The 12,573-nt window shown below is 74.4% G+C and carries 13 protein-coding genes; 1 reads left to right on the top strand and 12 read right to left on the bottom strand.

What is annotated here, in order from left to right; translation table 11 throughout:
- Window positions 1-115: 115 nt before the first annotated feature.
- From yajC to GC157_06545, 12 genes are all read right to left on the bottom strand, one after another.
- Window positions 116-748, bottom strand: a complete 633-nt coding sequence (gene yajC / locus GC157_06600; GenBank protein ID MBI1377134.1) for a preprotein translocase subunit YajC — start codon at window positions 746-748, stop codon at window positions 116-118.
- Entirely contained in the window at window positions 550-1,695 is a 1,146-nt protein-coding gene (gene ruvB / locus GC157_06595) for a Holliday junction branch migration DNA helicase RuvB (protein ID MBI1377133.1), read from the bottom strand. Before ruvB ends, yajC begins: the two co-directional genes overlap by 199 nt.
- The gene (gene ruvA, locus GC157_06590; protein ID MBI1377132.1) at window positions 1,692-2,297 is read right to left on the bottom strand and encodes a Holliday junction branch migration protein RuvA; all 606 of its coding nucleotides are present in this window, start codon (window positions 2,295-2,297) and stop codon (window positions 1,692-1,694) included. The genes ruvB and ruvA overlap by 4 nt, the downstream gene beginning before the upstream one ends.
- The gene (gene ruvC / locus GC157_06585; GenBank protein ID MBI1377131.1) at window positions 2,294-2,875 is read right to left on the bottom strand and encodes a crossover junction endodeoxyribonuclease RuvC; all 582 of its coding nucleotides are present in this window, start codon (window positions 2,873-2,875) and stop codon (window positions 2,294-2,296) included. Before ruvC ends, ruvA begins: the two co-directional genes overlap by 4 nt.
- Window positions 2,876-3,057: 182 nt before the next feature.
- Entirely contained in the window at window positions 3,058-3,810 is a 753-nt protein-coding gene (locus GC157_06580; protein MBI1377130.1) for a YebC/PmpR family DNA-binding transcriptional regulator, read from the bottom strand.
- The gene (gene pdxT / locus GC157_06575) at window positions 3,807-4,415 is read right to left on the bottom strand and encodes a pyridoxal 5'-phosphate synthase glutaminase subunit PdxT (GenBank protein MBI1377129.1); all 609 of its coding nucleotides are present in this window, start codon (window positions 4,413-4,415) and stop codon (window positions 3,807-3,809) included. Before pdxT ends, GC157_06580 begins: the two co-directional genes overlap by 4 nt.
- Window positions 4,412-5,344, bottom strand: coding sequence for a pyridoxal 5'-phosphate synthase lyase subunit PdxS (gene pdxS / locus GC157_06570; GenBank protein ID MBI1377128.1), 933 nt, complete (start codon window positions 5,342-5,344; stop codon window positions 4,412-4,414). Before pdxS ends, pdxT begins: the two co-directional genes overlap by 4 nt.
- A 130-nt stretch (window positions 5,345-5,474) precedes the next feature.
- Entirely contained in the window at window positions 5,475-6,554 is a 1,080-nt protein-coding gene (locus GC157_06565; protein ID MBI1377127.1) for a DUF3048 domain-containing protein, read from the bottom strand.
- Window positions 6,555-6,617: 63 nt separating this feature from the next.
- Entirely contained in the window at window positions 6,618-7,184 is a 567-nt protein-coding gene (locus GC157_06560; protein MBI1377126.1) for a hypothetical protein, read from the bottom strand.
- On the bottom strand, window positions 7,181-8,362 hold the full coding sequence (locus GC157_06555) for a glycosyltransferase (GenBank protein ID MBI1377125.1): 1,182 nt from the start codon (window positions 8,360-8,362) through the stop codon (window positions 7,181-7,183). The genes GC157_06560 and GC157_06555 overlap by 4 nt, the downstream gene beginning before the upstream one ends.
- A 25-nt stretch (window positions 8,363-8,387) precedes the next feature.
- A complete protein-coding gene (locus GC157_06550; GenBank protein MBI1377124.1) occupies window positions 8,388-9,299 on the bottom strand; it encodes a phosphatidylinositol mannoside acyltransferase in 912 nt (303 codons plus the stop codon).
- The gene (locus GC157_06545) at window positions 9,296-9,916 is read right to left on the bottom strand and encodes a CDP-alcohol phosphatidyltransferase family protein (protein MBI1377123.1); all 621 of its coding nucleotides are present in this window, start codon (window positions 9,914-9,916) and stop codon (window positions 9,296-9,298) included. The genes GC157_06550 and GC157_06545 overlap by 4 nt, the downstream gene beginning before the upstream one ends.
- Before the next feature lie 109 nt (window positions 9,917-10,025).
- On the opposite strand from GC157_06545, the gene GC157_06540 reads away from it, so the two are divergent.
- Window positions 10,026-12,176 carry an elongation factor G-like protein EF-G2 gene (locus tag GC157_06540; GenBank protein MBI1377122.1) on the top strand — a complete coding sequence of 717 codons (2,151 nt, stop codon included), beginning with the start codon at window positions 10,026-10,028 and terminating at the stop codon, window positions 12,174-12,176.
- The last annotated feature ends 397 nt before the right edge of the window (window positions 12,177-12,573 follow it).

Raw genomic sequence — 12,573 nt, 5'->3', positions numbered from 1 at the left:
GGACCGGCGGATGTCGTTCCGTGTCCGGGCTGCTCCCGGGCACGGCGCTGCGGGGCTCCCCACGACGTCGTGCCTGAGAAGTATGGAGGACGACGAGGCCGTCCTCCGACCGGGGCTAGCCCTCAGGCGTGTCGCCCCCCGGTGAGGACGCCGGGCCGCCCGTGCCGGTTCCCGGCTCCGGGCGGGCGTCCCCGGGCCCGGTCGCACCCGAGGAGTCGTCGGCGAGATCCGGCCCGGCCGGGACGTCGAGCACCTGCGCGACGGCGGCCACGACGTAGCGCACGACCACCCCCGGGGCGATCTCGAGCTCGACCTCGCCGTCCTCGATGCTCACCACGGTGCCGAACAGGCCCGCGGTGGTCATGACGCGACGGCCGGGGGCGAGCGCCGCCTGCGTGGCCCGCGCCGCCGCCTGGCGGGTGCGGGTGGGACGCAGGATGAGCAGGTAGAACGCCGCCGCGAGCAGCAGGAGGGGCAGCACAACGCCCAGGTCCACAACGGGGCCCTTCGTCGGCGCGGGCCCGTCCGGCCCGGCGTGGAGCGTCGAGTCTAGGCAGGGCCGGCGCCCGGACCCGAATCCTCGCGCCCGTCGGGGGCGTCCTCGGCGTCGCCGAGCTCCGCGAACGGCGGCACGGGCGTGCTGCCCCGGGGCGGGGTGAGGCCCAGGTGCTCCCACGCCGCGGGCGTGGCCGCCCGGCCGCGCGAGGTGCGGGCCAGCAGGCCGGCGCGGACGAGGAACGGCTCGCACACGCTCTCGACCGTCTCGGGCTCCTCGCCCACCGCCACGGCGAGCGTGGACAGCCCGACGGGACCGCCGCCGAAGCGCCGCAGCAGCGCGTCGAGCACCGCGCGGTCGATCCGGTCGAGCCCGATCCCGTCGACCTCGTAGAGCGCGAGCGCGGCCCGGGCCACGGCGAGGTCGACCCGGCCGTCCGCGCGCACCTGGGCGTAGTCGCGCACCCGGCGCAGCAGCCGGTTGGCCACCCGGGGCGTGCCCCGGCTGCGCAGGGCGATCTCGTCTGCGGCGGCGCCGTCGAGGTCGACGTCGAGCAGGGCTGCGCTGCGGGTGAGGATCGCGCGCAGGTCGCCCGGCTCGTAGAAGTCCATGTGGGCCGTGAAGCCGAAGCGGTCGCGCAGCGGACCGGGCAGCAGGCCGGCCCGGGTGGTGGCGCCCACCAGGGTGAACGCCGGGAGCTCGAGCGGGATGGCCGTCGCGCCCGGGCCCTTGCCCACGATGATGTCGACCCGGAAGTCCTCCATCGCGAGGTAGAGCATCTCCTCGGCCGCGCGCGACATCCGGTGGATCTCGTCGGGGAACAGCACCTCCCCCGGCACCAGGCTCGACAGCACCGCCGCGAGGTCGCCCGCGTGCTGCAGGGCCGGCCCGCTGGTGACCCGCATCGGCACGCCGAGCTCGGCCGCGATGATCATCGACAGCGTGGTCTTGCCGAGGCCGGGCGGGCCGGCGAGCAGCACGTGGTCGGCGGCCCGGCCCCGTGCCGCGGCCGCCTCGAGCACCAGGCCGAGCTGGTCCTTCACCCGCTGCTGGCCGATGAACGCCTCCAGCGTGCGGGGACGCAGGGCGCCCTCGACCGCGGCGTCGTCGCCGGCCAGCTCGGGCGCCACGAGGCGCGAGCCGTCCTCGTGCACGACCTCGAGCGCGGCCCGGTCCGCATCGGGGTGCCGGCCCGTCATCCGCGGTCCAGCGAGCGCAGGGCCGCGCGCAGCACGGCGGCGACATCGGCGTCGGGCGGGGTGTCCTCGGCGACGGCGACCAGCGCGGCCTCGGCCTCCTTGGCCGACCAGCCCAGACCCACGAGCGCCGCGTGCACCTGCCCGTGCCAGGCGGGCGCCGCGGCGGCCGGCGGCGCGGAGAGGTCGACGACGGGTCCGCTCGGGGCGCCGAGCCGGTCCTTGAGCTCGAGCACGAGCCGTTGGGCGCCCTTGCGGCCGACGCCGGAGACCTGCATGAGCGCGGCGACGTCCTCGGTGGCCACGGCCTGGCGCAGGGCGTCGGGAGAGTGGACGGCGAGCAGCGCCTGGGCCAGCCGCGGCCCCACCCCGCTGACCGTCTGGAGGATCTCGAACACGCTGCGCTCGTCCTCGTCGGCGAAGCCGTAGAGCGTCAGCGAGTCCTCGCGCACCACCAGGGAGGCGGCCAGCGTGGCGGTCTGCCCGACGCGCAGCTCGGCGAGCGTGCCCGGCGCGCACTGCAGCTCGAGCCCGACGCCGGCCACGTCCACCACGGCGGTGTCGGGACCCAGGGACGCCACGGCCCCGCGGACGTAGGCGATCACGGACGGCCTCCGGACAGGTGCGCGCGGGCGGGGACGGCCCGGGAGCCCCGGGCCGGGATGCGGGAGCGCGGCGCGGCCGCGGCGGCCGCCGCGAGGCGGGCCGAGGCGTCGCCGCGCCACAGGTGGCAGATGGCCAGGGCGAGGGCGTCGGCGGCGTCGGCCGGGCGAGGTGCCTCGGCCAGGCGCAGCAGCCGGGCCACCATGGCGCCCACCTGCGCCTTGTCCGCACGTCCGTGGCCGGTCACCGCGGCCTTGACCTCGCTCGGGGTGTGCACGGCGACCGGGATGCCCCGGCGCGCGGCCGCGACCACGGCGATCGCGCCGGCCTGGGCGGTGCCCATCACCGTGCGCACGTTGTGCTGGCTGAACACCCGCTCCACGGCCAGCGCGTCCGGGCGCGTGGCGTCGAGCACCGCCTCGATCCCGCGCTCGACGGCCAGCAGCCGGGTGGCGAGGTCGTCGTCGGGAGCCGTGCGCACCACCTCGACGTGCACGAGCGACAGCACGCGGCCGGGTGCGCCGTCGACCACGCCGACCCCGCACCGGGTCAGGCCGGGGTCGACCCCGAGCACACGCATGCGCCTCCGACCCCTTCCTCGCCAGCTGCCCCGTACAGGTGTTCGGATGCTAGCCGACGCCGGGACCACCCCACGCCAGGACACGCCGACGCCACGGAGCCGATCCGGGGTGGACGGGGACGAGCGACCCTACGCGTCGATTACCTCGAGAACTTCTCGACTCGGAGTGGAGGCCACCGACGCTACGCGTCGATGGCCTCGAGGACCTCGTCGGTGAAGTCGGCGTTGACGAAGACGTTCTGGACGTCGTCGTTGTCCTCGAGGGCGTCGATGAGCCGTAGCACCTTGCGGGCGGTGTCCTCGTCGACCTCCACCTGCATGCTCGGCAGGAACGAGGTCTCGGCCGACTCGTAGTCGATGCCCTCGGCCTGCAGCGCCGTGCGGACCGCGACGACGTCGCCCGCGGCGCTGACCACCTCGAAGGCCTCGCCGAGGTCGTTGACCTCCTCGGCACCGGCGTCGAGCACGGCCCCGAGAACGTCGTCCTCGCTGAGCGTGCCCTTGGGGACGATGACGACGCCCTTGCGGCTGAACAGGTAGGACACCGACCCCGGGTCGGCCATCGACCCGCCGTTGCGGGTCATCGCGACCCGCACGTCGGAGGCCGCGCGGTTGCGGTTGTCGGTGAGGCACTCGACGAGCACCGCGACACCGTTGGGGCCGTAGCCCTCGTACATGATCGTGGAGTACTCGGCACCGCCGGCCTCCGCGCCGGACCCGCGCTTGACCGCGCGGTCGATGTTGTCGTTCGGGACCGAGTTCTTCTTGGCCTTGTAGATGGCGTCGTAGAGGGTGGGGTTCGCGTCGGGGTCGCCGCCGCCCATGCGGGCCGCGACCTCGATGTTCTTGATCAGCTTCGCGAACAGCTTGCTGCGCTTCGCATCGACCACGGCCTTCTTGTGCTTCGTGGTCGCCCACTTGGAGTGGCCGCTCATGCCTGCTCTCTCACCATCTCGACGAAGTACGCGTGCACCCGGTGGTCGCCGGTCAGCTCCGGGTGGAAGGAGGTCGCCAGCACGGTCCCCTGGCGCACCGCCACGATCCTACCGGCGGCCGGACCGGCGGCGACCGTCCCGAGCACCGTCACGTCCGGCCCCACGCTCTCCACCCACGGCGCGCGGATGAACACCGCGTGCAGGGCGGGCGGCCCGAGCACGGGAACGTCGAGGTCGGCCTCGAAGCTGTCCACCTGGCGGCCGAAGGCGTTGCGCCGCACCGTGGCGTCGAGCCCGCCCACGGTCTCCTGGTCCGGCCGGCCGCCCTCGATCCGGTCGGCCAGCATGATCATCCCGGCGCACGAGCCGTAGGCCGGCACGCCGCGGCGCACCAGGTCGCGCAACGGCTCGAGCAGCCCCCAGCGCACCGCGAGCTTGCTCATGGTGGTGGACTCGCCACCGGGGATCACGAGGCCGTCGAGGCCCTCGAGCTCCTCGGGGCGACGGACGGCACGCGTCTGCGCGCCCGCGGCCGCGAGCGCCCGGACGTGCTCGCGCACGTCGCCCTGGAGGGCGAGGACCCCGACCAGCGGGGCCGTGCTCACCAGCCGCGGTCCTCGAGGCGGTGGTGGACCGGAAGGTCGGCGACGTTGATCCCCACCATGGCCTCGCCGAGCCCGCGGCTCACCTTGGCCACGATCCCGGGGTCGTCGTAGTGCAGGGTCGCCTGCACGATCGCGTCGGCGCGCTGGGCCGGGTTGCCGGACTTGAAGATGCCGGAGCCGACGAACACGCCCTGCGCACCGAGCTGCATCATCATCGCGGCGTCGGCCGGGGTCGCGATGCCGCCGGCGGTGAACAGCACCACGGGGAGCTCGCCGAGCTCGGCCACCTCGGCCACGAGGTCGTACGGGGCCTGCAGCTCCTTGGCGGCGACGTACAGCTCGTCCTTGGACATCGACCGCAGCCGGGCCAGCTCGCCGCGGATGCGGCGCATGTGCGTGGTGGCGTTCGACACGTCGCCCGTGCCGGCCTCGCCCTTGGAGCGGATCATCGCCGCGCCCTCGGTGATCCGGCGCAGGGCCTCGCCGAGGTTGGTCGCGCCGCACACGAAGGGGACGGTGAAGCCCCACTTGTCGATGTGGTTCTCGTAGTCGGCGGGGGTGAGCACCTCGGACTCGTCGATGTAGTCGACGCCGAGAGCCTGGAGCACCTGCGCCTCGGCGAAGTGGCCGATGCGCGCCTTGGCCATCACGGGGATCGAGACGGACTCGATGATCCCCTGGATCATGTCCGGGTCGGACATGCGCGCGACGCCGCCCTGGGCCCGGATGTCGGCGGGGACCCGCTCGAGCGCCATGACCGCGACGGCCCCGGCGTCCTCGGCGATCTTCGCCTGCTCAGGCGTGACGACGTCCATGATCACGCCGCCCTTGAGCATCTCGGCCATGCCGCGCTTGACCCGCGCGGTGCCCACCTCGGGGCGTCCGGCGGCGGCGGTGCCGGGGGTGGCGGACTCGGGCTGGTCGGGCATCAGGGACCTCGGTGATCGCAGGGGCGGGGTGCCGGAGTGCGCCCGGCCCGCTCAGGATACCGGCCCGGCCGCGCGCCGCCGGTCCACCCGGGAGCCTGCGCGGACGCCGGGTGGCCGGACGGGCCAGGGATCAGCCGAAGGTGACCTTGGCGCTGCGGTTCACCAGGGCCACCCACACCTGTCCGGGCGCGAAGTCGATGACGTTGCCCGCCTTGTCGGTGAACGTGGTGCCGCCGGTCGCCACCGGGCGCGACCAGGTGGCGAGGTAGGCGCGGCCGTCGCGCAGCACCCACGCCTTGCCCGTGCCGGTGGTGGTGAGCAGCGGCGTCCGGCCACCGAACTTGTCGTGGTAGCCGGAGTCGCGCTGCTTGACGAACTGGAGCACCACGGTGGTGGCGTGCTGGATGCCGCCCTCGGTCGCCCGCGCGGGGCGCCCGTTCATGCTGACGTCGAAGGACTTCGCCGCGGAGTCCCACACGAACTGCGCCGAGGACGCCGGGTAGGGCACCTTCGCGCTGTGCACCTTGACGCCGCCGCTGGGCGTCGGGACGGCGAAGACGAAGCCGATGTCGCGGGCCACCGAGGCGTGCGGCGCGCGCTTCATGAGCTCGGCCGGCTTGCCCATGAAGTTGTAGGGCGCGGGCCGGTGCAGGTCGCGGAAGTAGCCCGCCGGTCCCATGTCGCCGGAGACGTCGTAGATCGACGCACGCGCCAGCACCGGACGCAGCCGGTGCTGGCTGCCGGAGTAGGCGAACGCCGGCTTGCCGAACTGGGCGAGCAGGTCGATGTCGGAGATGCGGGCGCTGCGCACCGGGCCCACCACGGGCGGGAGCTTGGTCGAGAACACCGCCGCGATCCGGGTGAGGCCGTACTCGACCTCCTCGATGTAGACGATGTCGGCGTCCTTGAGCCCGGTCTGCGGCTGCGCGTTGAGCGTGTTGTCGTACTTGACCACCAGCACCCGCTTGCCCGCTCCGCCGGCGCGTCCGGAGAACGGCGACGCGCCGGCCGGGATGCCGGTGTCCACCGTGGGGCTCGCGCTCGGCGTCTCGCTGGCCGCGGCCGCCGACGTGGACGACGACGCCGCCGCGGGCGTGCTGCTCGGGGCCGACGAGTCGCCCGAGGAGCAGGCCGCGAGGGCCAGCGCGGCCGCGGCGACGGCGGCCAGCCCGGCCGTCCTGGTGGTCCGGTGGTGCCTCACGCCTCGCACGGTCGTCCTCGCTTCGCCCGGCCCCCCGCCGGGGCCACCACCGGGACCCTACGTCGCGGTGTCTCAGCGGCCGGCGAGGCCCGCCGGGACGGTGTCGTCGAAGTCCACCGTCGAGGGCATCGGCGTGTAGCCGGCCAGGCGCAGCCAGCGCACGACCCGCTTGCGGCGCAGCTGGAGCGTGCTGCGCACGACGTCGTTGTGGAACCGGCGGGCCAGCTCCACCCGGCGGCACGCCACGGCGAGCTCGTCCACCATCTGGGCGGCCACGGCGTCGTCCGGCCCCGCGGCCTCGACCACGGCGGCGGCGTCCTCGGGGTCGGAGAAGACCGCGCCGAGCGTGCGGGTGAGCTCGCTCTCCGCCACGGTGCGCGCGCGGGAGTCCTCCGGGTCGGCGGCGAGAGCGTCCTGGGCGGACGCCGAGAGCAGCACCGACGACGCGGGGTCCAGCAGCCCGGACGCCGCGAGGTCCTGCGCCGCGGCGGCGCGCCGCAGGAGCTGGGCGTCGAGCCCGGCGTGGGTCGACTCGATGCGGTGGTGCAGGCGGTCGAGCCGGCCAGCCATCGACGAGAGGTAGACCGCGACCCCGCCGAGCAGGAGGGCCGCGACCAGGAGGTCGACGAGGGTGCTCATGCCGGCTCGGTCCGGCCGGGACGGGTCGACAGCCGGCCGATGACCTGGCCGCGGAAGTCCTCGCGGACCTTCTCGCCCGTGACGGTGACCGCCTCGTACACCTCGACCACCCGGCGGGCGACCGTCTGCCAGTCGTAGTCGCGCACCCGCACGAGCCCCTCGCGGCGCAGCCGCTCGCGCTCCGCGGCGTCGTCGAGCAGGCGGATCGCGGCCCGCGCGAGGTCGGCCGGGTCCTCGTTGGCGAACGACGCCCCCGCCCGCCCCTCGGCGGTGACGCGCCGGAATGCCTCGAGGTCGCTGGCCAGGACGGGGGTTCCGCTGGCCATGGCCTCGAGCAGCACGATGCCGAAGCTCTCGCCGCCCGTGTTGGGCGCCACGTAGAGGTCCGCCGACACGAACGCGCGGGCCTTGTCCTCCTCCGACACCAGGCCGAGGTACTCCACCCGCGCCGACACGTCCGGGGACAGTCCCGCCCGCAGCTCCGCGTCGTCGCCCGGGCCGGCCACCAGCAGTCGCACGCCCGGGTGCGCAGCCGCGATGGCGGGCATGGCCGCGAGCAGCACCGGCAGGCCCTTGCGCGGCTCGTCGATCCGGCCGATGAAGAACAGCGCTCCCCCGTCGCCCGGCCAGCCCGGGAGCGGCTCGGCGTGCCCGAAGGCCGAGCAGTCGACGCCGTTGGGGATGAGCACGGCGTCACCGCCCATGTGCTCGACGAGGGTCTGGCGCGCGGCCTCGCTCACCGCGATGCGGGCACTCACCTTCTCGAGGGCGGTCTGCACGACCGGGTAGGCGGCGGAGAGCGCGCGCGAGCGCTCCATGGACGAGTGCCACGTGGCCACGATCGGGCCGCGCGCGGACCACAGCGACAGCAGCGAGATGCTCGGCGCGGCCGGCTCCTGCACGTGCAGGACGTCGAACTCGCCGTGGCGCAGCCAGCGCCGCACGCGGCGCGTCGACACCGGCCCGAGCGCGACCTTGGCCTTGGAGCCGTTGTAGGACACCGACACGGGCCGCCCGCTCGACACGACGTAGTCCGGCAGGTCCGACTCGTCCTCGCACGGCGAGAGCACCGACACCTCGTGGCCGAGGCGCTGGAGCGCCACCGCGAGGTCGCGCACGTGGAACTGGACGCCGCCCGGCGTCGACCAGTCGTACGGGCAGACGATCCCGACCCTCATCGCCAGCCCCCGTGCCGGCGGGGGCTCACCGCGGCGCCCTGCTCGGGTCGAGGTCCTCCACCCACAGCCGCTGGAGCATGTGCCAGTCGGCGGGATGTGCGCGGATCCCCTCCTCGAGCTGGTCGGCCACCAGCTGCGTCGAGCGGAAGATGCGCCGCGAGCGCTCGCCCTCGGTGGGCACCGCGACGGGCTCGCGGAAGCGCACGGTGTTGCGGCCGTCCTCGAGGTAGAGCGCCGCGGTGAGCAGCACCGCCCCGGTGTCGACCGCCAGCGCGGCGGGGCCGGCCGGGAACTTGGCGCGGGAGCCGAAGAACGTGACCGGGACGCCGGACCTGCTGATGTCGCGGTCGCCCAGCAGGCACACCAGCCCGCCCCCGCGCAGCTTGTCGGCGAGGTAGGGGAACGGCGGGTCGCCACCGGTGAGCGGGATGACGTCCATCCCGAGCCCGCGGCGGTAGGCCAGGAACTTCTCGTAGAGGTCCTCGGGCTTGAGCCGCTCGGCCACCGTGATCACCGGGGAATGCGCCAGCGTGGCCCACGCGCCGGCGTGGTCCCAGTTGCCCATGTGCGGCAGCGCGACGACGACCCCGCGCCCCGTGGCGAGGCCGTCGGCGAGGTGGTGGCCGTCCACGATGCGGATCGACTCCAGGATGCGGGCCCGGCTCCAGCCCGGGAGCCGGAACGCCTCGCACCAGTAGCGGAAGTATGAGCGCATCCCCTCCCGCGAGAGCACCCGCAGCTCGGCCTCGCTGGGCTCCGGGCCGATCACGCGGCGCAGGTTCGCCTCGAGCCGGGTCACGTCCTTGCCACGGCGGGCCCACAGGGTGTCGGCCATGCGCTCGAACGTGGCGTACGCCATGCGCTCGGGCATCCGGCGCACCGTTGACCAGCCGGCGCCGTAGCCCCAGGCCACCAGGGTGTCCGTGACGGTGCTCACGGGGCCGGCTCCGTGGTGGTCCGCAGCTGCCCCCGCACGTGCCACATTCGCTGCGCGACCGTCACCCACGACAGCACCGCCAGCACCCACAGCGCGGCCGGCAGCAGGTAGGGGATGCCGAGCCCGTAGAGGCCCGCGGCGAACAGGGCGATGAGCAGGCGCTCGGCGCGCTCCGCGATGCCCACGTTGGCCGTCGCGCCCAGGCCCTCGGCCCTGGCCTTGGCGTAGGAGACGACGGCGCCGCCCACGAGGCAGGCCAGCGCCACGGCCGCCGTCCGGGTGTCGCCCGCGGCCATGAAGCCCAGCGCGAGTCCGGTGAAGATCGCGCCGTCGCCCACCCGGTCGAGCGTCGAGTCGAGGTAGGCCCCCCACGGGCCCTGGCGGCCGGACAGCCGGGCCATGGTGCCGTCGAGCATGTCGCTGAAGATGAAGGCGACGATCACGATCGTGCCCACGAACCACTGCTGGCGCGGGAAGAAGACCAGCGCACCGGTGGCGGCGCCGAGCGTGCCGACGAGCGTGACGGCGTCCGGCGAGACGCCCATCCGCAGGAGCCCGCGGGCCAGCGGCTCGACGACGACCGCGAGCACCCGGCGGGCTGAGGTGTTGTTGAGCATGACGTGCCGAGCGTAGTGGCGGGCGTCCTGCACGAAGCGGTTGCCTCGCGCGAGCCGCAGGAGAAAGGTGGGGGCACGATCCATCGGCAACGGCGCGGAGGCGATCGACATGGCCGACAAGAGCAGTGCAGGGGCCGCGGGCAGGGCACCCGAGGCCGACCGACCCGACAGGATCCGCAACGTCGTGCTGGTCGGCCCGTCCGGATCCGGGAAGACCACGCTGGTCGAGCAGCTCCTCGTGGCTGCCGGGACGCTCACCCGCCCCGGCCGCGTCGAGGACGGCACGACGGTGTCGGACTTCGACGAGGCCGAGCTGCGCCAGCAGCGGTCCGTGGGCCTCGCGCTCGCGCCCCTCGAGGTCGACGGCGTCAAGGTCAACCTCATCGACACCCCCGGGTACGCCGACTTCGTGGGCGACCTGCGCGCCGGGCTGCGCGCCGCCGACGCCGCACTGTTCGTGGTGTCCGCGGCCGACGGCGTCGACGGGTCGACGCAGCTGCTCTGGGAGGAGTGCGCCGCGGTCGGCATGCCGCGCGCCGTCGTGGTCACCAAGCTCGACAAGGAGCGGTCCGACTTCTCCGACGTGGTGGCGATCTGCCAGCGCGTGTTCGGCGACGGCGTCCTGCCGCTCTACCTGCCGATGCACGGCGACGACGGCGGCGTGGCCGGGCTCATGGGCCTGCTGTCGCAGACCGTCTCGGACTACTCCGACGGCACCCGCACCACGCGCGAGCCGGACGCCGAGCACCTGCCGCTGATCGAGGAGGCGCGCAGCGCCCTCATCGAGGGGATCATCGCCGAGAGCGAGGACGAGACCCTCATGGACCGCTACCTCGGCGGCGAGGAGATCGACCTCGACACCCTCATCGCCGACCTCGAGACCGCCGTCGCGCGCGGCACCTTCTACCCGGTCCTCGCCGCGGCGTCGGCGCCCGCCGGCTTCGGCACCGCCGAGCTGCTCGAGGTGGTGGTCCGCGGCTTCCCGTCGCCACTCGAGCACCCGCTGCCCGCCGTCACCTCCCCCGACGGCGACCCCCGCGACCCCCTGGCGTGCGACCCCGAGGGCCCGCTGTGCGCGGAGGTGGTCAAGACCACGACCGACCCGTACGTGGGCCGGGTCTCGCTCGTGCGCGTGTTCAGCGGCACGCTGCGGCCGGACCAGACCGTGCACGTGTCCGGCCACTTCGCGCCCGACCGCGGGCACGAGGACCACGACGTCGACGAGCGCGTCGGCGCGCTGTCCTCGCCGCTGGGCAAGACCCAGCGCACCGTGGGCTCGGCCGTGGCCGGCGACATCGTCGCCGTCGCCAAGCTGACCCGCGCCGAGACCGGCGACACCCTCTCGGAGAAGGAGAACCCGCTGCTCGTCGAGCCGTGGGTGATGCCGGACCCACTGCTGCCCGTCGCGATCGTCGCCCACTCCAAGGCCGACGACGACAAGCTGGCCACCAGCCTCGGCCGCCTCGTGGCTGAGGACCCCACGATGCGCCTGGAGCGCAACCCGGAGACCAACCAGCTCGTGCTGTGGTGCATGGGCGAGGCGCACGTCGACGTGCTGCTCGACCGCCTGCGCAACCGCTACGGCGTCGCGGTCGATTCCGTGCCCGTCCGGGTCTCCCTGCGCGAGACCTTCGCCGGCGCCAGCAAGGGTCACGGCCGGCTGGTCAAGCAGTCCGGCGGGCACGGCCAGTTCGCCGTCTGCGACATCGAGGTGGAGCCGCTGCCCTCGGGTTCGGGCTTCGAGTTCGTCGACAAGGTCGTCGGCGGCGCCGTGCCGCGCAACTTCATCCCCAGCGTGGAGAAGGGCGTGCGCGCCCAGATGGAGCGCGGCGTCGCGGCCGGCTACCCCGTGATCGACATCCGGGTCACCCTCGTCGACGGCAAGGCCCACTCGGTGGACTCCTCCGACATGGCCTTCCAGCAGGCGGGCAGCCTCGCCCTCAAGGAGGCCGCCGCCGCGGCGACCGTCTCCCTGCTCGAGCCGGTGGACCAGATCCGCGTGCTCGTGGCCGACGAGTACGTCGGCGCCGTCATGAGCGACCTGTCCGGCCGGCGGGGGCGCGTCTCGGGCAGCGAGCCGGTCGGCACCGGGCGCACCCAGATCGTGGCCGACGTCCCCCAGCTCGAGCTGACCCGCTACGCCGTCGAGCTGCGCTCGCTCTCGCACGGCACCGCGACCTTCACCCGCGCCTACTCCGGGCACGAGCCGATGCCGCCCCAGATCGCCAAGAAGATCCAGGACGAGTCGGCCGCCCACTAGGCCCGACCGGCGCCGGCGGCCCGACGAGGAAGCGGGCCGCCGGCGTCGCACGTCCGGCACTCGACGCAGCGCGCGCCGGGAAGCAGCGGGGACAGGGCGGGCTGGAGGCAGCGCGGGGCGGGGCGGGGCGCCCGGCTCGCAGGGATCAAGCCTGACCGCCCGGAGAGACAGGCGACCCGCCCCGCCCGTCGTTACTGGCCGAATGACCGGAGAACCGGCCGGTTTCCGCGCTCTCCGGCAGTAACGTGCGACCCTCCCGGCCGCAGGAGCGCAGGGGTCGCGGGGCGGGTCGCCTGGCTCGCAGGGATCAAGCCTGACCGCCCGGAGAGACAGGCGCCCCGCCCCGACCCGCCCCACCCGTCGTAACTGGCCGAATGACCGGAGAACCGGCCGGTTT

This window comes from Frankiales bacterium (genome assembly GCA_016125335.1).
Classification (GTDB): Bacteria; Actinomycetota; Actinomycetes; order S36-B12; family CAIYMF01; genus Longivirga.
Note: the sequence above shows the minus strand (reverse complement) of the source record. Positions and strands in the feature narration are given on the sequence as shown.

Coding starts and splice junctions, on each gene's coding strand:
- ruvB (MBI1377133.1), bottom strand. CDS start 1,695: ATGACGGGCCGGCACCCCGATGCGGACCGGGCCGCGCTCGAGGTCGTG.
- ruvC (MBI1377131.1), bottom strand. CDS start 2,875: ATGCGTGTGCTCGGGGTCGACCCCGGCCTGACCCGGTGCGGGGTCGGC.
- GC157_06580 (MBI1377130.1), bottom strand. CDS start 3,810: ATGAGCGGCCACTCCAAGTGGGCGACCACGAAGCACAAGAAGGCCGTG.
- pdxS (MBI1377128.1), bottom strand. CDS start 5,344: ATGCCCGACCAGCCCGAGTCCGCCACCCCCGGCACCGCCGCCGCCGGA.
- GC157_06560 (MBI1377126.1), bottom strand. CDS start 7,184: ATGAGCACCCTCGTCGACCTCCTGGTCGCGGCCCTCCTGCTCGGCGGG.
- GC157_06555 (MBI1377125.1), bottom strand. CDS start 8,362: ATGAGGGTCGGGATCGTCTGCCCGTACGACTGGTCGACGCCGGGCGGC.
- GC157_06545 (MBI1377123.1), bottom strand. CDS start 9,916: ATGCTCAACAACACCTCAGCCCGCCGGGTGCTCGCGGTCGTCGTCGAG.
- GC157_06540 (MBI1377122.1), top strand. CDS start 10,026: ATGGCCGACAAGAGCAGTGCAGGGGCCGCGGGCAGGGCACCCGAGGCC.